At 62.8% G+C, this 20,849-nt stretch carries 16 protein-coding genes; 9 read left to right on the top strand and 7 right to left on the bottom strand.

The annotated features are described in order from the left end of the window. Nucleotides 1-344 precede the first annotated feature (344 nt). From RO069_RS01015 to RO069_RS01025, 3 genes are all read left to right on the top strand, one after another. On the top strand, nt 345-1,793 hold the full coding sequence (locus RO069_RS01015; protein ID WP_328184705.1) for a rhomboid family intramembrane serine protease: 1,449 nt from the start codon (nt 345-347) through the stop codon (nt 1,791-1,793). A gap of 349 nt (nt 1,794-2,142) precedes the next feature. Next, complete coding sequence (locus RO069_RS01020) at nt 2,143-3,321, top strand: acyl-CoA dehydrogenase family protein (RefSeq protein WP_328184706.1); 1,179 nt, start codon at nt 2,143-2,145, stop codon at nt 3,319-3,321. Between the two features lie 14 nt (nt 3,322-3,335). Further along, nucleotides 3,336-4,475 (top strand): acyl-CoA dehydrogenase family protein, encoded by a 1,140-nt coding sequence (locus RO069_RS01025; RefSeq protein ID WP_328184707.1) that lies wholly within the window; start codon nt 3,336-3,338, stop codon nt 4,473-4,475. A 79-nt stretch (nt 4,476-4,554) separates the two neighbouring features. On the opposite strand, the gene RO069_RS01030 is transcribed toward RO069_RS01025, so the two are convergent. Then, complete coding sequence (locus RO069_RS01030; RefSeq protein WP_328184709.1) at nt 4,555-6,027, bottom strand: hypothetical protein; 1,473 nt, start codon at nt 6,025-6,027, stop codon at nt 4,555-4,557. Between the two features lie 296 nt (nt 6,028-6,323). Between RO069_RS01030 and RO069_RS01035 the strand changes: the two genes are divergently transcribed. After that, nucleotides 6,324-7,580, top strand: coding sequence for a hypothetical protein (locus RO069_RS01035; protein WP_328184710.1), 1,257 nt, complete (start codon nt 6,324-6,326; stop codon nt 7,578-7,580). Between the two features lie 42 nt (nt 7,581-7,622). Here the strand turns inward: RO069_RS01035 and RO069_RS01040 are convergent, their stop codons facing one another. The 5 genes from RO069_RS01040 to mnmH all read right to left on the bottom strand — a co-directional run bounded on the left by RO069_RS01040 (nt 7,623) and on the right by mnmH (nt 12,252). Continuing rightward, a complete protein-coding gene (locus RO069_RS01040; protein ID WP_328184711.1) occupies nt 7,623-7,988 on the bottom strand; it encodes a histidine triad nucleotide-binding protein in 366 nt (121 codons plus the stop codon). A gap of 61 nt (nt 7,989-8,049) precedes the next feature. Next, complete coding sequence (locus tag RO069_RS01045) at nt 8,050-9,354, bottom strand: FAD-dependent monooxygenase (RefSeq protein ID WP_328184712.1); 1,305 nt, start codon at nt 9,352-9,354, stop codon at nt 8,050-8,052. Nucleotides 9,355-9,426: 72 nt separating this feature from the next. Beyond that, nucleotides 9,427-9,987 (bottom strand): aminoacyl-tRNA deacylase, encoded by a 561-nt coding sequence (locus RO069_RS01050; protein WP_328184713.1) that lies wholly within the window; start codon nt 9,985-9,987, stop codon nt 9,427-9,429. Nucleotides 9,988-10,203: 216 nt separating this feature from the next. Continuing rightward, the gene (locus RO069_RS01055) at nt 10,204-11,061 is read right to left on the bottom strand and encodes a mechanosensitive ion channel family protein (protein ID WP_328184714.1); all 858 of its coding nucleotides are present in this window, start codon (nt 11,059-11,061) and stop codon (nt 10,204-10,206) included. A gap of 99 nt (nt 11,062-11,160) precedes the next feature. Continuing rightward, a complete protein-coding gene (gene mnmH / locus RO069_RS01060) occupies nt 11,161-12,252 on the bottom strand; it encodes a tRNA 2-selenouridine(34) synthase MnmH (protein WP_328184715.1) in 1,092 nt (363 codons plus the stop codon). A gap of 155 nt (nt 12,253-12,407) precedes the next feature. Between mnmH and RO069_RS01065 the strand changes: the two genes are divergently transcribed. Further along, nucleotides 12,408-13,076, top strand: a complete 669-nt coding sequence (locus tag RO069_RS01065; protein ID WP_328184716.1) for a class I SAM-dependent methyltransferase — start codon at nt 12,408-12,410, stop codon at nt 13,074-13,076. 465 nt (nt 13,077-13,541) lie between these two features. On the opposite strand, the gene RO069_RS01070 is transcribed toward RO069_RS01065, so the two are convergent. Beyond that, nucleotides 13,542-13,928: a VanZ family protein gene (locus RO069_RS01070; RefSeq protein ID WP_328184717.1), complete on the bottom strand. Its 387-nt coding sequence runs from the start codon at nt 13,926-13,928 to the stop codon at nt 13,542-13,544. Nucleotides 13,929-14,057: 129 nt separating this feature from the next. Here RO069_RS01070 and cysZ point away from each other — a divergent pair, with 129 nt between their 5' ends. The 4 genes from cysZ (at nt 14,058) to crcB (ending at nt 20,734) form a co-directional block, all read left to right on the top strand. Beyond that, nucleotides 14,058-14,816 (top strand): sulfate transporter CysZ, encoded by a 759-nt coding sequence (gene cysZ, locus RO069_RS01075; protein ID WP_328184718.1) that lies wholly within the window; start codon nt 14,058-14,060, stop codon nt 14,814-14,816. A 59-nt stretch (nt 14,817-14,875) separates the two neighbouring features. Next, complete coding sequence (gene rapA, locus RO069_RS01080) at nt 14,876-17,722, top strand: RNA polymerase-associated protein RapA (RefSeq protein WP_328184719.1); 2,847 nt, start codon at nt 14,876-14,878, stop codon at nt 17,720-17,722. A gap of 187 nt (nt 17,723-17,909) precedes the next feature. After that, entirely contained in the window at nt 17,910-20,354 is a 2,445-nt protein-coding gene (locus RO069_RS01085) for an acyl-CoA dehydrogenase (protein ID WP_328184722.1), read from the top strand. Beyond that, on the top strand, nt 20,351-20,734 hold the full coding sequence (crcB, locus tag RO069_RS01090; protein ID WP_328184721.1) for a fluoride efflux transporter CrcB: 384 nt from the start codon (nt 20,351-20,353) through the stop codon (nt 20,732-20,734). The genes RO069_RS01085 and crcB overlap by 4 nt, the downstream gene beginning before the upstream one ends. Nucleotides 20,735-20,849: the final 115 nt, after the last annotated feature.

Genomic DNA, 20,849 nt, shown 5'->3' on the forward strand with positions numbered 1-20,849 from the left:
CACCAAACCTTCGCCACCGCGCCTTGCTCTCAAGGCCCTCAGTGGCTCAGTAGGTCAGCGAATCACCCAGCCGACACACTTTATCCCCACGGGTGATTGCCGCCATTGAATGACATTGTTGTGACGCCTGTGTGACATGCGCTGTTCCTCGTTTCGGGAAAATTTGACAGTTGTCCTGTCCCTCATGGCCATTACAGCGCGCAATGCTGGCCGGGCTGTGGTAAAAATCCGTCTGATCACCGATGGATTATGATGAAATGTGCCGCTTGGTCCCTGGCACCTGATCCCACAGGGCTGGCGGGGACGCGGTAGAGTCAGACGATGTTGTATGACGGTATGCCCGCATGTTGATAGTTCCCGCTGAGAAAAAGATCGACTGGCGTCATCCACCCTGGATGACGTTTGCCCTGATGCTCGCCTGTGTGCTGGTGTTTGTTTTCTATCAGTCCAGGGATCCGGAGCTGTTTGGTGAGGCCGTGTCGCAGTATGTACAGGCCGATCTCGATCGCCTGGAAGCGCCTATCTATGAGGACTATCTGGAGCGGAAGATCAGCTTTGAGGGCCAGGATGAGCTTCAGGACCTGCTGGACTGGTTGCGGTATCTGGAGGAAGAGGGGGACCGGGGCACCCTGAGCTCGCTGATACTGAGCGATCCGTTTTTCCACGACTATCTGCAGGACAATCGTGACATCCTGATGGCGACCCGTGACCGGGAACACTGGCAATCGGAGCGTGAGCGGATTGAGGAGCAGTACCTGTCCCGTATGAGCAGCCGGGAATCGGGGCTGGTGCCGTCTGATCTCAACGCCTACTCGCTGGTCACCTACCAGTTTCTCCATGGCGGCTGGGGCCACCTGATCGGCAATATGGTGGTGCTGTTCCTGCTGGGCTTTACCGTGGAACGGGCCCTGGGGGCCGGTCGCTATCTTCTGGCCTATCTTTTCAGTGGTGCGGTGGCCGGCCTGACCTACGCCGCGTTTCACTGGGGCGAGCCGGTAACGCTGGTGGGGGCCTCCGGGTCGATTGCCGGGCTGATGGGCATGTATGTGGTTTTCTTCGGGCTCAGGAAGATCCGGTTTTTCTATTACCTGGGTTTCTATTTCAATTATTTCCGGGCGCCGGCCCTGGTGCTCCTGCCGGTGTGGTTGCTCAAGGAACTCTACTTCTACTGGTCGGATACCGGCGACGGCGTGGCCTATATGGCCCATGCCGGCGGTCTGGTGGCGGGGGCCGGCCTGATCCTGCTCATGGGCAAGGGCTGGTTCCAGGCCCGGGAGTCGTTCTACGAGCCGGAGCCGGAGGAGCAGGATGAAGCCTTCACCAAAGAATACGCCAAGGCCATGGAAGCCCTGTCGCGGATGGATTTTCCCCTGGCCCGACAGCGCTTCGAATCCCTGTGGCAGGCCAACCCGGACCGCCCGGTGCTGCTGGAGCACCTGTACCATCTCGATAAGCTGCGACCGGACCAGCCTGCCTACAGGGAGCGGGCCGTGGCCCTGATGAACCAGTACCTGCGTCTGCAACAGCCGGAAAATCTGCTGGCCACCTGGCAGGAATACCTGGAACTGGCGGAATCCACCCAGCCCCTGGCGCCGGAGGAGCATAACCGGGTGCTGTTCGCGGCCCTGCGCGGCGACGACCTGAAACTGGCGGAGAAGGCGTTTGCGAAAGTGAAGGCCGCGGGCAGCGTCGACATGGTGCGGGAAGCCGGGCGTCTGCTGGCGGAGGAGTTCAGCAAGCGCCAGATGGAGCCCAAGGCCAATGAGTATCGCATGCTCCTGAAGACGCTCTGACCAGGCCCTGACAAATTCGCAGCTCGCGTCCGCATTGTGAAATTCCGGGGGTTTGTCACGCCCATCGGATTTCGTTATCCTTCCGTACATTAGTGTATTGTTATGAATATCAATAACTAATTGAAAGCATTGGAAAAGTTCTGTGTCCGAAAAAGAGTATGGCGTTAAGGGCATGACAGGACACCCAGGGATGAGGCATTATTCTTTCGGTTTTCCGCTTTTGGCTTTTGCTGGGCGGAACTGAATTCCATAGTGACACCGGCAGCACAATCACAACACTGTCCATTATAAAGACCGTCAATCCGGTCCCCGATGACCCAATCCTGTGCTGCCCCCAAGGAGAGCAAGCATGACTGATCTGGATACCTTCCGTCAGGAAACCCGGGCATGGCTTGAAGAGAACTGCCCCCAGAGCATGCGTTCCCCCTTCAAGAGCGACAAGGACGCTTGCTGGGGTGGCCGCAACTTCCAATTCCAGAGCGAGGACCAGCGCCTGTGGCTGGAGCGTATGGCCGACAAGGGCTGGACCGCGCCGGACTGGCCCACCGAGTATGGCGGTGGTGGCCTCAGCCGCGAGGAGCACAAGGTGCTGCTGGAGGAAATGGCCCGCATCCAGGCGCGTCCGCCGCTGAACAGCTTCGGTGTCTGGATGATTGGTCCGGCGATCCTCAAGTTCGGTTCCGAAGCCCTCAAGCAGCAGCACCTGCCGCCCATCGTGCGGGGCGAGATCCGCTGGTGTCAGGGGTACTCCGAGCCGGGGGCCGGTTCTGACCTGGCGGGACTGCAGGCCAAGGCCGAGGATAAGGGCGATCACTTCATCGTCAATGGCCAGAAGATCTGGACGTCCTATGCCGACAAGGCGGACTGGATGTTCGCCCTGGTGCGCACCAACCCGGATGTGAAGAAGCAGGAAGGTATCAGTCTGGTCCTGTTCGACATGGAAACCCCGGGGGTATCCACCCGTCCCATCAAACTGATCTCCGGTGAATCCCCCTTCTGCGAGACCTTCCTGGACAATGTCCGCGTGGAGAAGGACCAGGTGGTGGGCGAGATCGACAAGGGCTGGACCATTGCCAAGTACCTGCTGACCCACGAGCGCAGCATGATCAGTGGCTTCGGCAGCACCGCCGCGGGCCAGAAAACCCTGGCCCAGCTGGCGGTGGACGCGGTCGGCCTGGAAGACGGCAAGCTGGCGGATCCCCTGCTGCGTGCCGATATTGCCTCCTGGACCATTGATTCCATCGGTCATGAACTGACCTCCGAGCGGGCCAAGGACGAAGCCAAGGCAGGCCAGGGCGTGGGCAACGTGTCCGCCATGCTCAAGCTGGCCGGTACCGAGCTGAACAAGCGCCGCTATGAACTGCTGGTGGCCGCCTTCGGTAGTGAAGGCCTGCTCTGGGAAGGCGACAACCGACCCGCCGGGGCATTGCCCCAGCAGTGGCTGCGCACCAAGGGTAACTCCATTGAGGGTGGCACCTCGGAAGTGCAGCTCAACATCATCGCCAAGAATATTCTCGGACTGGGCTAAGGGCGGAGACCATCATGCAAAAGCTTGTACTGACTGAAGAACAACAGATGCTCAAGGATGCCGCCCAGGGCCTGTTCGGCGAACAGGCGCCGGTATCCCAGCTACGCAAACTGCGGGACGAGAAAGACCCGCTGGGGTATGTGCCGGAATTCTGGAACCAGGCGGTGGAACTGGGCCTGGCCGGCACCCTGATCCCGGAAAGCCACGGCGGCTCCGAGTTTGGCCACGTGGGCATGGGGCAGGTGATGGAAGAGGGCGGTCGCACCCTGGCCGCCTCGCCACTGTTCGCCTCCGGTGTGCTGGGCGCCTGTGCCCTGATGCTGGCGGGTAACGATAGCCAGAAGGCAATCCTCAACGATATCGCCACCGGCAGCCACCTGACGGCCCTGGCCATCGACGAGACCGGACGCCACCAGCCCCTTCGTGTGGCCACCAGGGCGGAACCCCAGGGCAGCGGTTTCGTGCTCAACGGCAGCAAGACCTTTGTGGTGGACGGCCATATCGCCAACACCTTGATCGTGTCCGCCCGCACCAGCGGTGGCGAACGTGACGAGTCGGGCATCACCCTGTTCCTGGTGGACCCGAAGGCGGAAGGTGTGAGCGTCGAGCGCACCATCTTCCCGGACGGCCGCAACTACGCCAAGGTTCAGCTACAGAACGTGGCCGTGGATGCCGATGCCGTACTGGGCGAGAAGGACCAGGGCGCCGGGCCGCTGCAGAAACTGCTGGATATCGGTAGTGCCCATATGGCGGCGGAACTGCTGGGCCTGTCCAGCGAAGCCTTCGACCGCACCGTGGCCTACATGAAGGAGCGCAAGCAGTTCGGCGTGTACATCTCCTCCTTCCAGGCCCTGCAACACCGCGCCGCGCACATGTGGAGCGAGCTGGAGCAGGTGAAGTCCATGGTACTGAAGGCCTTCATGGCCCTGGACGCGGATGATGAGCAGGCCTCCCTGTTGGCCAGCGCCGCCAAGGCGAAGGCCAGCCAGGTGGCGGAACTGGTCACCAACGAAGGCGTGCAACTGCACGGCGGCATGGGCATGACCGATGAATTCGACATCGGCCTGTTCATGAAGCGAGCCCGCCCGGCGCAACTGCTGCTGGGCGACTTCCGCTACCACGCGGACCGTGTGGCCAGCCTGAAGGGCTTCTGAGGCAGCAGCCACCAACAAGCGTGGATCAGGAAAACGGCAGGGTCGGAAGGCCCTGCCGTTTTTTTGTGCCAGGCCGGTGTTACGAGGCGGCGTTGCTGATGTCGGAGGCGGGGGCGAAGGTTGCCTTCGGGCCTTTCAGTGGCTCCCGCTTTTCGGCCTGGGCCAGGTAGGCGGTGATGGCATCCTTTGTCTCCGGGTCGCTGGTGCTCCTGGCGGCGAACTTCAGGAAGTTGGCGGCCTTGTCCCATTGCTCGAAACCGTTGGCCAGGATCCGCGCCACCAGGATGTAGGCGGGGGCAATCTGGTCGCTGTCCGGGAAGCGTTTGTGGAAATCCTTCAGCAGTTGCAGGGCCGGTTTGGGTTCGTGCTGGAGGAACAGCAGGTCGGCGCAGGCCACCACCAGTTCCGGCTCCTGGGGCTGGAACTGCGGGTACTTTTCACGCAGCAGGGTGAGCAGGGTTTTCAGGTCCCGGTGTTTGCGATGGGCTACCATCCAGCGCAGCAGCTTGGCGTGGTGGCGGTGCAGGGCATCCAGGTCATGGCGGGCCAGGGTGAGCTGGTAGAGTTGATTGAGCCGGTTGGGGTTGGCCGGGTCCCGCTTCAGGGCTTCCTCCAGTATTCCCGCCACCCGGTTGTAGTTGCCTTCCTTGAGATTCATGTCGATGTCCGCATCCACCCGGCGGGACCGGTCCCGGTTCGGGTCCGCCGGCGCGTCCTCTTCCTGGAAATCGCTGGCGAAGCCCAGTTCCTCCTGATACTGGAACAGCAGGTAGCCGAGCATGTGAAAGACGATCACCATGAATGCACTGCTCAGGAAACCGCCGAGAGGATAGGCAACCACCGGGTGGAAGTGCACAAAGGCCATTTCCTGCGCGGCGGCGGAGGCAAGGGACATCAGCACCAGGAAGCCGTAGAACACAAAGTACGGCCAGCCAATCGATGAGATCAGCGCGGTGATATTCAGTGGGTTCAGGGCCGGGAAGATGGAGTCTTCCATGGCCAGGATCATGATGCAGGCGGGCGCCGCCAGGTAGGCCAGGCCCATTACCACAAGGCCGGGCAGCGGCCCCAGCAGGGCAAAGGCGGAGGTGACGGCGGCAATCATGACGACGACCACCACAAAGCTTTGCAGGCCCAGTGCAAAGCCATCCCCGGACCAGGCCTCGGCCACCGGGGGCGGTTTCATGTGGCCGTTGGCGGTGTGCCGGATCACGGTATAGCAGTATTTGATCAGTATCAGTAGCAGCACCATGTAAATGATCCAGCCCACCAGGCCCGGGCTGAGGAACAGTGGCACCACGGTACAGATGATCACCACCAGCAGCGGATCGGAATAGAAAGGGTAGCGGAAGAACGCCGACAGCCGCTGCCAGAAGGGCTCCACTTCCGTCGCGGCGCCCAGGTAGCGCATGTTCCGTCCGCAATGGGGACAGAGCCCGGTCTGCCGGCGCGGATCGGCGTCCGGCATGCAGCCGGAGCAGTAGTGGATCAGGCACTCTCCACAGTGCCACTTGGCGGGCTCGCCGGGGTGGTAATGGCAGTCGTTCTTCACGGTGTGGTTCCTTACAGCTCTTGGGAGCCTGAGCAGGCAAGACGCTATTCAAGGGCTCCCTTGCCCACATGATTGCAGATCGGGCCGCCTGCGGCCATCCGGCCCCCATGAAAACCCGCTCGCCGGGGCATGATATCCCAGGTTTCAACCGGTCTGTTGGAAGTTGCACACATTACACAGATTGACAAAACGGCACTTACCGGGAGTGGGGTTAATTATGTATATTCGTTAATGAATTGCCGGCCAACGGAGCGCCCGCAGGGTCGGAAGGCGAACCATACAAAAGGGATGTGACTATGAAGCGCGTATTGCTGGTGTTGTTGGTGGCCGCCGTTGCCGGTGTGTTCTATGCCAATTACCGAATTACCAGTGAGGTCGAGGAGGGGCTGGAAGTCTCGAAGAGGCAGTTGTCCCTGTTCGGCCAGTTCGATTGGGACAATGTTTCCGTGTCGCCGATGGGTGCACTCAGCATCACCGACCTGAGCTTTACGCCCCACGGTACCCCGGAGGAGTACCGGGTGGAGGAAGTCCGGTTTGAAACCGCCCACCTGTTCGAGCTCTATCGCATTGCCTTCCAGTTGGACCAGCGCGAGATTCCCGAAGAAATGCACATCAAGGTCAATGGCTTCGAGGTGGACCTGGATTCCTCCCTGTTCCGCAATATGGAAGCCCAGGCGGGCCCCAGTACCCTGGTGTCCAGGCTGATGACGGCGGGTTGTGGTGATCGCAGCTACTTTGGTATCGACGACTACATGGACATGGGCTACGGCGTCTGGGTGGCGGACATGAACATCGGCTACCGCATGAGCCATTCCGGCACCCGCATGAACCTGGATTTTGATGTGGTATCCCGTGGCATGGTCCGCCTGGTGACCGATATGGCGGTGGACCTCAACCCCACGGCGGCCCTCAACCTCAATACCGCCAGTGACGCCAAGGTCAGCAAGGTCAAGGTCGCTATCACCGATACCGGCCTCAACGAGCGCCGCAATGACTTCTGCGCCGGGGAAGCCGATGTGGCCCGCGCCGACTATCCGGATCATCACCAACAGGCCTGGATGCAGGTCTGGAACCGGGAAGGGCTCAAGCCCAGCGATACCCTGGTGGACGCCTACCGACGTTTCACCTCCGGACAGAGCGACGCCCTGATCCTGGCCATCGAGCCCTACCCGAGCCTGGACGCCAACGACCAGTCCATGAGCATGGACCCCACCTATCTGTCCGGTCGACTGAGTCCGTCCGTTGCCGTGGCGGGGGAGGCGCCGGAATCGTTCAGCGTGGCCAGTGTGGAACCGGTGGACACCGCCGCAGCGGAAGAGTCCGGGCAGGATCGGGAAGAACCGGCGGCTGATCCCCTGGATATTACCGGCAGCCTGCACCAGCACCTTAACCAGGATGTCCGCCTGACGCTGACCGATGGCCGTCGTGTGGACGGTCGGATCAGGGGCATCGAGAATGGCCGGCTACAGTTCAACCGGCGACTCCATGGCGGCACCATGATGGTGCCGATCCCCCTGGCACGGGTCGAGCAGGCGAGGCTGATTGAAAACTGAGGGTGACACGGGGCCGGGTGATTATCCGGCCCCGTCCAGGCGTCAGCCTTTCTTCATGCGGTCGGTATAGGGCGGCCAGCCCAGGGGCTTGCCCGCCAGCAGGTGCAGGTGGATGTGGAACACCGTCTGCCCGGAATTCTCACCACAGTTCATGACCGTCCGGTAGCCGTCATCGGCAAAGCCCATGTCCTTCGCCAGTTTGGCCGCCACCCAGTAGAGGTGACCAATCAGCTCCCGGTCGTCTTCCTGCATGTCATTGATGGTGGCGATCTCCTTCCTGGGGATGATCAGCAGGTGCACCGGTGCCTGCGGGTTGATGTCCCGGAACGCCAGGCTGACATCGTCCTCGTAGACGATATCGGCGGGAATCTCGCGGTTGATGATCTTGGTGAAAATCGTTTCGGCCATCTCTGGGTCCTTGTTGGTGGTTCTCTGGTGAACGGTCATGATGCCATCTGCAAGCTTTGGGTCATAACCCCGTCAATCGCCCCAATGCCGGAGCACGGCGAAGCAGCGCTTCCACGGGAGCGGGCAGATGATCGTCCAGGCCCATGGCGTAGCGTGCCACCCGGTTACGGCCAAACGGCAGGGTCTGGGCAAGCCCCAGGCCCAGGTTGCGGGCGGCCCACAGCGGCGTCAGCTGGTTGCTGAACAGATGGTAGAACACATCCATCGCCAGCATCATACGACGGTTTGCGGGGCGGCGCTGCTCCTCGTACCGGGCCAGCAACGACGGTGATGCCGGGTCCTGGCCGTTGCGCCGGGCCTCGTCCAGCAGGGTCTGCAGGCAGCGGGCGTCCTGGAAGCCCAGGTTTACCCCCTGGCCGGCCAGGGGGTTGATGGTGTGGGCGGCATCCCCCACCAGCACCGTCCGGCCCTGGTAATAGCAGTGGGCATGCTGACGGGCAATGGGGAAACTGGCCCGGGCGGCCACCGCCGTCAGGGGCGGCAGGTCGTCCGGGAAGGCGGTCTGCACCCGTGCCAGGAAGTCGGCGTCCGGCAAGGCCTTGAGTTCGGCATGGGTAGCCGGGTCGTCGTACCACACCAGCGATGCCCAGCTTTCCCCGGCGTGGCCCGGGCCGGCGTCATGGAGCGGCAGGAAGGCCCGAGGGCCAGAGCTGTGGAAGGCCTGCCAGGTGATATCCCGGGGCGCGCCCCGGTAGCGGACACTGGCCACCATGGCCTGTTGCCCGTACTGATCCCGGGTGACGCCGATGCCGGCCAGCTGGCGCACCCGTGATCCGGCCCCATCGGCGCCGATCACCAGGCGCCCGCTGATCACGCGGCCGTCCTGCAACGTCACCCAGGCTGTGTCGTCCTGTTCCGTCAGCCCTTCCACACCGGAGCCCGCAAACAGGGTGATGGTGTCCTGCTGTTCGGCCCGTTGCCACAGGGCCCCCTGGGTGACCTGGTTCTCGACGATGTGGCCCAAATGGTCCGTTTTCAGGTCGGCGGCGGAAAAGGTGGTCCTGGGAGGCTGGCCGGGTAGCCACTGACTGACCGGATGGTCCCGGGCTTCCCAGACCGACAGGCGTCGGTAGGGGGTGGCCCTCATGGCCAGCATCTGGTGCCAGACGCCGAGGTCGCGCAGGTAGTGTTCACTGCCCACACTCAGTGCGGATACCCGGATGTCGGGGTCACCCTGGTCGTCGAATTCCGGGGGCCGGCCCTGGTCGATCAGGGCGATGTTGTGGCCCTGGTCCGCCAGCCCATTGGCAATGGCGGCGCCGACCATGCCGGCACCCACCACGATAAAGTCGAAGGTCTGAGTCATAAGAACGTTCCTGGTCAGACCCCCAGTTTACGGACCTTGCCGGTGCAGGCAAGCGGCTATCCCTGCCGGGGCTCAATAACCCGCCAGTTCCCAGCGCTCGATCTGCTCTTCCGACGGGGCAGTGGTCTTCTGGCGCTTGTGCATCCACGCCGGTTTGCGGGCTCCGGGACGGATGAAGCCCTTCTCGATGACCACCGGATCCACCAGGGCCAGGAAATCTTCCGTCTTCATATGGATGGAGGACTCGTGGGAGCCGGCGGCGAAGGCGATGTCGGGTTGTCGGGTCAGGGCTTCGCTGCAGTAGACCACCATGCCGAACAGGTTGCCGAAGGGGGGCATGGCGCCCACCTCACAGTCCGGGAAGCGATCCTTGAATTCCATCTCGTCCGCCAGTTCCAGGAAGTCGGTTTCCAGGACATCGCTGAGCCGGTCCCAGTGGATACGCCAGGTGGAGGGCATGACCAGCATGGCCATCTTGCCGTCCAGTTCGATGATCACGGTCTTGGCCACCCGGTCTCCGGGGATCCGGCCATGGTGGGCGAGTTGCTGGGCAGTGTAGGCGGGGGGATGGGTCAGGGCGATGAAATCGGCCCCGGATTTTTCAAGGAAGGCTTTGAGTTGTTTTCCCGGCATAGTGCTACCTCCTGCCAGTGCGACGTATGTGGCTACGCCAGGGCGCGCGCAGCCAGGTTCGTTATTGCCTAGCTTAGCCAACTGGGAGGGGATTGCGAGGGGATGACATAAAAGACTGTGATCCAGACCACCCGAATCCCATGAATGGGACGTCGTGGACGATGGATCAACGGAAGGGGAATGCCGGGCCGCCCGCCGGGGCGACCCGGTAACCCATTACTCGGCCTTGTCCTGGCCGGAGATGGCATGCTGGTATACATGCACGTCCCGCTGTGGGAACGGGATGGAGATACCTTCCTGGTCGAAGGCCTTCTTGACCTTTTCCGTCAGTTCCCAGTAGGTGGGCCACAGGTCGTCGGTCTTCACCCAGGGGCGGGCCATGATGTTGACCGAGTTGTCGCCCAGTCCCGCGACGGCAATGTTCGGGGCCGGCTCGGCCAGCACCTTGTCATTCTCCTCGATGCAGCGCTTGATGATGGCCTTGGCCTTGTCGATGTCATCGCCGTAGCCGATGCCGAACATCAGGTCGCAGCGCCGGGTGTCGTAGTAGCTCACATTCACCAGCGAGGCGTTGGACAGGGAGCCGTTGGGAATGACGATACGGCGGTTATCAAAGGTGTTGATAATGGTGTAGAGAATGTTGATTTCCGCCACTGCCCCCAGAAAACCCTGGGCCTCCAGGGTGTCACCCACCTTGAACGGCTTGAAGATCAGGATCAGGACGCCGCCGGCAAAGTTGGCCAGGCTGCCCTGCAGGGCCAGACCCACCGCCAGGCCGGCGGCACCGATAACCGCGATGAAGGAGGTGGTGGCGATGCCCACCATGGAGGCCACGGAAATCAGCAGCATGATCTTCAGCAGCATGCCGATCAGGCCGCCCAGGAACTTGGCCAGGGTCGGGTCCTTGGCCATCAGCCTGGCGTCGAGCAACCTCACCACGCGGTTGATCAGCCACAGGCCGATGATCAGGGTGACGATGGCCAGCACCACCTTGGGGGCGTACTGCATGATCATCTGCACAGCCATGTCCAGCCATTCACTGGCTTTGCCGTTTGCTCCAAACAGGTCTTCCATACTGTCTCCTGACGCTTTCGAATGAATGGTGATTCCTGAGGTGGCGGTCACCAGGAGCCGGACGCAGCATGGCATCCGGTTTGCGGTGCGGCCCCGGGGTTACTGCCGTGTCGCCCAGTCCACCAGAGCCTGGGGCCCTCCTGCCATGGCAATCCGGCCGGACTTCTGGCTGAGCTGGTAGTCATACATTGGATCATAATAGTCGGTCAGTAATGATTTTATCCATATTTCATGGCCCGACAGGTCGCCGGATTCCCCCTGTAGGGCCAGGGCGTCCTCCATGGTTCGCCGTAGGCGTTGGTGGCGTTCGCCGCCCAGGCGTTTGCGGACCCGGTCCAGGGCGCTGAGCAGGTAGTCGCAGAAGTTCTCCCAGCCGGCGGCCTCGCCATCCCGCTGCCGGTAATTGTGGAGCATGTCCTCCACATAGTCCTCGCGGATAATGGCGATACGTTCTGACAGCGGCCGCTCCAGGATCAGCAGCGGCGCCGAGGCCATCCGTTCCCGCAGGTCCAGTGGCAGGCTGCAGCGGCCCACCAGCCGGCCTTCATCCTCCAGGTAGATGGGGCCGCCCCGGTCCTGTGCCTTGAGCATGGCCACGGCGAGGGCATTCTCGAAGTCGATCTGGGACGGTTGCGGCGTCACCTGCCGGCCAAAGCTGGAACCCCGGTGGTTGGCCAGACCCTCCAGGTCCACCGGGTTGGGCATGTCATGCAGTACCCGGGTCTTGCCGGTGCCGGTACGTCCGCTGATTACGTGGAAGGTGCCCTGCTGGATGACATCGTCCAGGGAATCGATCAGGAAACGGCGCAGGGCCTTGTACCCCCCCTTGACCAGGGGGTAGTCAATGCCGGCTTCCTTCAGCCACTGCTGGGTCAGCCGTGACCGTAATCCGCCCCGGAAGCAGAACAGGTAGCCATCCGGGTGCTGGATGGCGAACCGCTTCCAGGCCTCGATCCGCTCGGCCTTGATGTCGCCGGAGACCAGTTGGTGGCCCAGGCGGATGGCTTCCTCCTGGCCCTTCTCCTTGTAGCAGATGCCAACCCGGTGGCGCTCATCGTCGTTCATCAGGGGCGCGTTGGCCGTATTCGGGAAGCTGCCCCGAGCGTACTCGACGGGGGCTCTCACATCCATTAAAGGGGTGTCGCTCAGGAAGAGCTGACGGTACTGATCGGTGTCGGGTCGGGTAGTCATGCCAGCGGATCGTCGTCATCCAGTGAAGAATAAGGGGACGGCCAGTATAACGGATGATCCGCAGGCCTGTCGTGAGCCTGCCTGGATGGGTACGGGTGACCACATTCCTCCGGCAGCGGTGTAGAATGCGCCCGTTCTGATTCCGGAGGCCAGCCATGACCACACTACCACCCGTTCCCGCCGGACTGGCCGATGCCATCCGCCGTACCCTTCCCCGGGGCCGCCTGGCCGTGTCGAGGCCGGCAGGGTGCCCGTCACTGCCGCTGTACCTGTTCGACCCCCGGATACTCGAAGGACCGCTGAGCCATGATGAGGCCCAGGCGGTGGTGGCCGAGCCCGCCTACTGGTCGTTCTGCTGGGCCAGCGGCCAGGTTCTGGCCCAGTGGATTCTGGACCATCCGCAGGTGGTGGCAGGGCGGCGGGTGCTGGACTTCGGTTCCGGGTCCGGCATCGTGGCGGTCGCCGCTGCCCGGGCCGGTGCCGCTGAAGTCATTGCCTGTGATATGGATGAGGACGCCCTGGCGGCCGCCCAGGCCAATGCCGCCCTGAATGGGGTGCGTATCACGCCCTGTAGCGACTGGCATCGGCGCCCCGCGTCGCTGGACCTGATTACCGCGGCGGATGTGCTCTATGACAAGGACAACCGGCCATTCCTGCAGGCCTTCCGAGCGGCGGCGGGGAATGTCCTGCTGGCGGACTCCCGGGTCCGGGATCTGGAGGAGCCGGGGTATCGTGTGACGGGAACCGTTTCCGCCACAACCTGGCCGGACCTGAATGAGTTCGAGGAGTTCAACCAGGTAAGGCTGTACCGGGCCGGAGGGTAATTCGAAGACACAAAAAGAAGAGGGCAACCCTTGCGGATTGCCCTCGTCGGAACAGGTCGTAGCGTCCATGCTCTGGTGCAGCCATCCCGCTGCGGTATTGTCCTGGCCAGGTCCCTGGCGCCGGCGTCCTAGCCAGCGGTCCGTAATAGGTTTTCCCTTAAGCCTTTTATCCGTAAGGTCCCTGCTTCCCCCCATCTTCCTGTGAGGAGCATCCGATGCGTCTTCCTCTTCCTTGTCATCCCTGACGGTTCCCACTATACCAAGCTGAAAATTCTAAGCGCATGACAAAACCATGATGATTCTGTCACAGGTGAATGCATGGAATATTAATTCCTTTAAAAACAGCTTGGTAGATATTTTCTGATCCGTCGGGTTGGTATCACCCACGCGATGTCGCGACGGATTCTCACATCAATGTAGGAAATATCTCACACGAGGAATGGCCAAAGTAGCAAAACCGGATCGTCAGCCTTGCGGGCGTCTGTTCCACAGCCGGAAAACCACCGTCATCAAACCGTATCCCAACAGGATTCCAGCCACATCGGCAAGCAGGTCGGTGACGGCAAAATCCCGCCACGGGGTAATCGACTGCCCCAGTTCCAGCGCCAGGCCGAAACCGGTGAGCACCAGCAGCGGAGCCGGCAGCCCGAGCAGTGGCCAGCCGAGCCGTGTCAGGATGGCCAGCTCCATGAATGCCATCATGTGGTTGATCTTGTCACTGGTGGCGGAGGGTATCGGGTAGGGCTCGCTGGTGAATCCCAGCCAGGTAATGGATGCGATGGAGATGCAGAACAGTGTTCGCCAGAGTGGTTGAAGCATGATCAGTTTGTGGAGGAGTTCTGGAAGTCGCATAACCTGTCCGGCTGTGGGTGTTACCTGGAAGCCTGTTTTTATCAGGGGACATTGAGCCTGTTCTGGGCCTCCGTGGCTTCATGATATGCTTTGCGCCCCGTCATCGCCACGCGTCATGAGGCTGCGAGCATGTTGCAAGGTAACTTTTTCCAGGGCCTGGGCTACCTCGGCGAGGGGTTTGGGTTGATCCGGCAGCCGGGGTTGCGGCTGTTTGTCATTATTCCCCTGATCCTCAACCTCCTGCTGTTTGTTGTCCTGTTCTGGGCCATGGCCGAGGGCTTCGCCATGCTTATCGGCATCGTCATGGGCTGGCTGCCTGACTGGCAGTGGCTCCAGGCCCTGGACTGGCTGTTCTGGCTGTTATACGCCGTGGTGATACTGCTGGTTTTCGCTTACGGTTTCGTCATCCTGGCGAACCTGATCGGTTCCCCGTTCTATGGCTTCCTGTCGGAGCAGACGGAGAAGTACCTCACCGGCCAGGAGGTCAGTGACGAGGGGGGCTGGATGCAGATACTCAAGGATATTCCCCGGGCCCTGGGCCGGGAAGTCCAGAAGATTCTCTATTACCTGCCCCGGGCCCTGCTACTGTTTATTATCGGCCTGATTCCGGTGGTGAACCTGGTGGCGGCGGTGCTCTGGTTCGCCTTTAACAGCTGGATGATGTCACTGCAGTACGTGGACTACCCTGCGGACAACCACCGTGTCAGTTTCGGGGCGCTGCGAAGGCGCCTGGCGGCCCGGCGCCTCAGCGCCATGGGCTTTGGCATACCGGTGGCGCTGCTGGCGATGGTGCCGGTGGTGAACCTGTTCGTGGTGCCGGCGGCGGTCTGCGGGGCCACCGCATTCTGGATCAGGGAGCCTGATCCGACGGCCATTGCCCGCCGTTAACCTTACTGGGGGACGACAGTGCCCCACCATGATTGCCATTGAACTGATTGGGAGGATTCTTGGAAGCACCTGCTTTTGCCATTGGCCAGCGCTGGGTCAGTCATTCGGATGCGTCCCTGGGCCTGGGGATTGTCACGGATGTCGCCGGTCGGACCGTTACCCTCGGCTTTCCGGCGTCGGATGAGGAACGGACCTACGCCATCGACAGTGCGCCCCTGTCCCGTATCGTCTTCCAGATGGGCGAGGCCATTGAAATCTTTGACGGCCAGGTGCTCACGGTGCAGGCGGTGGAAGACCGGGGGGGCGTGCTGATCTATCACGCCGCCGACGACACCGGTAACCTTCAGGAAGTCTCGGAAGTCCGCCTGGCCAGCCAGGTGAACTTCTCGGCTCCGCATCAGCGGCTGTTTGCCGGCCAGTTCGACCGTAATGGCGCCTTCCGCCTGCGACTGGCTACCCTGGAGCATCAGGATCGCCTGTCCCGGTCACCGGTACAGGGGCTGCTGGGGGCCCGCACCCAGCACCTGCCCCACCAGCTCTACATCGCCCACGAGGTGGCCAGCCGCTATGCCCCCCGGGTGCTGCTGGCGGATGAAGTGGGTCTGGGCAAGACCATCGAGGCCGGCCTGATCCTCCACTACCAGCTGCACACGGGTCTGGCCCGTCGGGCACTGCTGGTGGTGCCCGACTCCCTCATCCACCAGTGGCTGGTGGAAATGTTGCGGCGATTCAACCTGCGCTTCTCCATCGTGGACCACTCGAGTTATGAAGCCCTCACCGAGTCGGACCCGGAGGAAGAGGAACAGGAACAGCCCAACCCCTTCGAACAGAGCCAACTGGTGCTGTGTTCCCTGGACTTTATCACCGGCCATACCCTGGCCCAGCGGGATGCGGTGGCAGCGGGCTGGGACCTGATGGTGGTGGACGAGGCCCACCACCTGGGCTGGAGCCCGGAGCAGGCCAGTCCCGAGTATGCGACGGTGGAAAGCCTGGCGGAAGAAACCCGGGGCCTGCTGTTGCTGACGGCGACGCCGGAGCAGGCCGGGGAGGAAAGCCATTTCGCCCGCCTGCGCCTGCTGGACCCGGCCCGCTTTCACGACCTGGAAAGCTTCCGCCGGCAGGAGCGGGATTACCAGGCCATCAACGACGTCGTCCGGGAGCTGCTGGCGTCCGGCAAGCCCCCGTCCCCCGAACGTCAGGCAACGCTGGCCCAGTGGCTGGGCGATGACCTTGAGGGCCTGATGCAGGCGGACGATCCGGTGAACGCCATCGTCGATGCCCTGCTGGACCGCCATGGCACCGGTCGCGTGCTGTTCCGCAATACCCGCTCCTCGGTCCGGGGCTTCCCCGAACGACGGCTGCAGACAGTGCCCCTGCCGTGCCCGGAACGGTACCGGCAGGAGGGCGATCTCTGGGGCATTGCCGGCCTGACCCCCGAACAGCGCCTGACGGACGAGACCTGGCTTGCCGAGGACCCCCGGGTGCAGTGGCTGGAGCAGACCCTCAAGTCCCTCAAGCGGGAGAAAGTGGTGGTCATCTGTGCCCATGCCGAAACCGCCATGACGCTTGAAGTGCACCTGCAACTGCGGGCCGGCATCCGCAGTGCCGCCTTCCATGAGCACCTGAGCCTGATCGAGCGGGACCGGGCGGCGGCCTATTTCGCCGAGGAGGAGCAGGGCGCCCAGGCACTGATCTGTTCCGAAATCGGCAGCGAGGGCCGCAACTTCCAGTTTGCCCGGCACCTGGTGCTGTTTGACCTGCCCGCCAACCCGGACCTGCTGGAACAGCGCATTGGCCGCCTGGACCGGATCGGTCAGGGTGATGTCATCGATATCCACGTGCCCTACCTGGAAGGCACCACGGCGGAATTGCAGATGCAGTGGTTCCGGGACGGGCTGGATGCGTTCGAGCAGAGCTGCGCCATTGGCATGCCGGTCCTCGACCAGGTCCGGGACCAGTGGCAGGCGGTGATGGACGGTGACGCCAGCGGCATCGATGAACTGGTGGCCCGCACCGCCACCCTGGCCGGCGACCTGCGGGCCAAACTGGAGGCGGGCCGGGACGCCCTGATCGAACTCAATTCCTGCCGACCGCAGGAGGCGGCTGACCTGATCCGGGATATTGAACAGGAGGAGGATGACAGCCGCCTGCGGGACTACCTGCACACCGCCTGCGATATCTTCGGGGTGGATGTGGAGGAGCACTCCACCGACACCGATATCCTGCGCCCCAGCGAGCAACGGCATTCCGGGCAACTGGAACTGGTGCCGGACGAGGGCATGACGGCCACCTTCAGCCGGGAAAAGGCCCTCCAGCGCGAGGACATCGCCTTCATGAGCTGGGAGCATCCGGTGATGACCGGGGTGATGGACTCGGTGCTCGGGTCCGGCCTGGGCAAGGCGGCCCTGTCCACCATCTCGGTCAAGGGGTTGCAGCCGGGCACCGTGATGATGGAGGCGGTGTTCGTGGTGCACTGTCCTGCTCCGGACAACCTGCAACTGTCCCGATACCTTCCGCTGTCACCCATCCGGGTGCTGGTGGACGTCAACGGTCGGGATCTGTCGGAGGTGTTGCCCCACGACCGCCTCAACGGCATGTGTTCCAATATCCCCCGCCGCACCGCCCAGTCCGTGGTGCCGAGGGTGCGTGCCGAAGTCGAGACCCTGGTGGACCACGCCCGGGTGCTGGCGGAGCCACGCTTTGAGCCGGCGCGGGATGAGGCCCTGGTCAGCGTCCGCCAGATGCTGGAGCCCGAGGTCCGTCGGCTGGAGGCGCTGAAGCGCCATAACCCCGCCGTGCGGGATGAGGAGATCCGTTACTTCCGTGAGCAGCTCACCGCCGCCGAGGATGCCATCGGACGGACGGAACTGGCCATGGAGGCCATTCGGGTGGTGATTACCGCGTAAAAAGGATGGTCTGTCTGTTACGGTGCCATCAGGACTCGGCAAATCAATGAATTGTTAGGCCGGAGCGCTGGCCAGTTCCCATCCGTTCCGGTAATTTTGGCGTACATAAGGCTGATATTTACAAGGATGGCCTGCGAGGCCTGATCCATTTTTGGACCACTGTCCGGAGGACAAGAGAGCGCCTATGATGACCCTGATACTGTTTATCCTGGCGGCCGCCGCCCTGCTGGCCGTGATGCGGCGTGAAGCCGGTGCCACACCCGCCATCGCCGTCATGGTGGTATTCGGCCTGCTGTCATGGATCTTCGCGTCCGGCTGGCTGACCCTGCTGCTGTTCGCCGGCGCCGTGGTGACCGCAGCCGCCGGCCTGCCCCGGTTTCGTCGGAGCTGGCTGACCCCGCGGGCCTTTGCCATGTTCAAGAAGGTGGCCCCCAAGGTGTCCGCCACCGAGCAGGTGGCGCTGGACGCCGGCACCGTGGGCTGGGACGGGGAACTCTTCACCGGTCGGCCGGACTGGCACAACCTGCTGATCAACCGCAACACCGGGCTGACCGAGGAGGAACAGGCGTTCCTGGACAACCAGTGTGTGAAAGCGGTGTCCATGTGCAACGCCTGGGACATTGCCGTCGAGCGGGCGGATTTGCCCCCCGAGCTTTGGGAGTTCATCAAGAAGGAAAAATTCCTCGGCATGATCATTCCCAAGGAGTACGGAGGTCTGGGTTTCTCCGCCAAGGCCCAGTCCGCCGTACTGCAACGGCTGGCGGCCAACGAGGTGCTGATGACCTCGGTGGGTGTGCCCAACTCCCTCGGTCCCGGCGAGCTGCTGCTCAAGTATGGGACCGACGAGCAGAAGGACCATTACCTGCCACGGCTGGCGGATGGCCGTGAGATTCCCTGTTTCGGCCTGACCGGTCCCCGGGCGGGCTCCGATGCCACCTCGCTGCCGGATACCGGTATCGTGTGCAAGGGCACCTACGACGGCAAGGAAGTGCTGGGCCTGAAGCTCAACTTCGAAAAACGCTGGATCACCCTGGCGCCCATTGCCACCGTGGTGGGTCTGGCATTCCGCATGTTCGACCCGGATGGCCTGCTGGGGGAAGACAAGGACCTGGGCATCACCTGCGCCCTGATTCCCCGGGATACCGATGGCATGGAGATTGGCCGTCGCCACTGGCCCATCGGCAGCCCGTTCATGAACGGCCCCATCGTTGGTAAGGATGTCTTCATCCCGCTGGACTTCATTATCGGTGGGCCGGAGATGGCCGGTGAAGGCTGGCGCATGCTGGTGGAGTGCCTGTCCGTGGGCCGCTGCATCACCCTGCCGTCCGGAGCCGCGGGTTCCGCTGCCACTTCGGTGGGCGTGGCCGGGGGCTTCACCCGGGTGCGTCGCCAGTTCAATACCCCGGTGGCGGAAATGGAAGGTGTGCAGGAAGCCCTGGGTCGTATCGGGGGCTACTGCTACATCGCCCAGTCGGCGGTGCTGCAGACCGCCAACATGGTGGACAACGGCGAGAAGCCGGCAGTGCCGTCCGCCATCCTCAAGTACCAGTTGACGGAAATGCAGCGGGCCACGCTCACCGATGCCATGGACGTGCATGGCGGCAAGACGGTGACCCTGGGGCCTCGCAACTACCTGGGGATCGGGTTCTCCGCCGCGCCGGTGTCCATCACCGTGGAAGGCGCCAACATCATGACTCGCAGCCTGATGATCTTCGGCCAGGGCGCCATCCGTTGCCATCCCTACGTGCTGAAGGAACTGGCGGCCAAGGACAACGACGACGAGAAGGCGTTCGATGAAGCCTTCTTCAGCCACGCCGGACTGATCTTCGGTAACGCCGCCCGGGCTTTTACCCAGGCGCTGGGATTCGGCAGGGCCGAGGTACCGTTCGACAGTACCGCCCGGCGCTATGCCCAGGGCGTGGCCCGGTTCAGCGCCGCCTTTGGCCTGTGTTCCGATGCCGCCATGACCACCCTGGGCTCACAGCTCAAGATGCGGGAACTGATTTCCGCTCGGCTGGGGGACATGCTGGCGAACCTGTACATGGCGTCCATGGTGCTCAAGCACTGGCATGAGACCCAGCCGGTGGAAGGGGAGGCCGACCTGCTGGAGTACAGCATGGGCCTGCTGCTGTATCGCACCGAGAATGCCCTCGACGAACTGCTGCAGAACCTGCCGAACCGGCCGGTGGCCCTGGCCCTGCGGGCCATCACCATGCCCCTGGGGCGTCGCTGGGACAAGCCCCACGACGACCTGACCCGCCGTGTGGCCCGGGCCATCTCCACCGATACCCCGGTACGGACCAAGCTGCTGACGCCCATCTCCCAGGAAGCGGGCGATGACAGACCCAACCCGGTGGCCCAGTACAACGCCCTGCTGAAGGAGTACGAACGGGCCGAGGGTATCTACCGCAAGGTGGGCAAGGCGGCGGCCAAGGGAGAACTGCCCATGGACGCGCTGCATCCGGAGGAACAGTTCGAGGCGGCCCGCAAGGCAGACATCCTCAGCGAGGAGGAAATCACCTTCATGCGTGAGTACGAGAAGAACGTCCTCGAGATGCTGACGGTGGATGACTTTGCCTTCGATGCCCTGGCCATGGACAAGTCCACCCTGATTGACCATAACCCGGCATGAGCGGCTGGGCGTTCCTGGCGGTCAGTGTTGGCGCCGTGATCGGCGCCAACCTGCGCTGGGCGCTGAGCCTCTGGTTCAACGGACCGGGGCATACCCTGCAGCCTGGCACCCTGGTGGCAAACCTGATCGGGGCGGGGCTGGCCGGCTTCTTCATCAGCTGGTTCAGCCACAGTTCCCTGTCGCCGGAGTGGCGATTGCTGGCGATCACCGGGCTGTGCGGCGCGCTGACCACCTTCTCCACCTTCTCACTGGAACTGATGGGCGCCATCGAGGCCGACAAATGGCTGATGGCCCTGGTCAGTGTACTGGTCCATGTGCTGGGTTCCCTGGCGATGGTGGGCGTGGGCATGTGGGTGTACGGCCTGTCCCGTGCCTGGTGATCCTGGGCAGATAGGGCCTGGAGCCTGAGGTTTTGGGAAAGGCCGAGGAGTGGGGGTGCTTTTCTTCCGGAAAACGTCAAACTCGCTTCGCTCAGACAACGTTTCCCTGCAGAAA

Origin of the sequence: Marinobacter sp. OP 3.4 (assembly GCF_036224885.1) — a bacterium.
GTDB lineage: Bacteria > Pseudomonadota > Gammaproteobacteria > Pseudomonadales > Oleiphilaceae > Marinobacter.

Bases quoted from the DNA above. Each gene is read 5' to 3' on its own strand.
- RO069_RS01015 (WP_328184705.1), top strand. From the start codon at position 345: ATGTTGATAGTTCCCGCTGAGAAAAAGATCGACTGGCGTCATCCACCC.
- RO069_RS01020 (WP_328184706.1), top strand. From the start codon at position 2,143: ATGACTGATCTGGATACCTTCCGTCAGGAAACCCGGGCATGGCTTGAA.
- RO069_RS01025 (WP_328184707.1), top strand. From the start codon at position 3,336: ATGCAAAAGCTTGTACTGACTGAAGAACAACAGATGCTCAAGGATGCC.
- RO069_RS01035 (WP_328184710.1), top strand. From the start codon at position 6,324: ATGAAGCGCGTATTGCTGGTGTTGTTGGTGGCCGCCGTTGCCGGTGTG.
- RO069_RS01040 (WP_328184711.1), bottom strand. From the start codon at position 7,988: ATGGCCGAAACGATTTTCACCAAGATCATCAACCGCGAGATTCCCGCC.
- RO069_RS01045 (WP_328184712.1), bottom strand. From the start codon at position 9,354: ATGACTCAGACCTTCGACTTTATCGTGGTGGGTGCCGGCATGGTCGGC.
- RO069_RS01050 (WP_328184713.1), bottom strand. From the start codon at position 9,987: ATGCCGGGAAAACAACTCAAAGCCTTCCTTGAAAAATCCGGGGCCGAT.
- RO069_RS01055 (WP_328184714.1), bottom strand. From the start codon at position 11,061: ATGGAAGACCTGTTTGGAGCAAACGGCAAAGCCAGTGAATGGCTGGAC.
- mnmH (WP_328184715.1), bottom strand. From the start codon at position 12,252: ATGACTACCCGACCCGACACCGATCAGTACCGTCAGCTCTTCCTGAGC.
- RO069_RS01065 (WP_328184716.1), top strand. From the start codon at position 12,408: ATGACCACACTACCACCCGTTCCCGCCGGACTGGCCGATGCCATCCGC.
- RO069_RS01070 (WP_328184717.1), bottom strand. From the start codon at position 13,928: ATGCGACTTCCAGAACTCCTCCACAAACTGATCATGCTTCAACCACTC.
- cysZ (WP_328184718.1), top strand. From the start codon at position 14,058: ATGTTGCAAGGTAACTTTTTCCAGGGCCTGGGCTACCTCGGCGAGGGG.
- RO069_RS01085 (WP_328184722.1), top strand. From the start codon at position 17,910: ATGACCCTGATACTGTTTATCCTGGCGGCCGCCGCCCTGCTGGCCGTG.
- crcB (WP_328184721.1), top strand. From the start codon at position 20,351: ATGAGCGGCTGGGCGTTCCTGGCGGTCAGTGTTGGCGCCGTGATCGGC.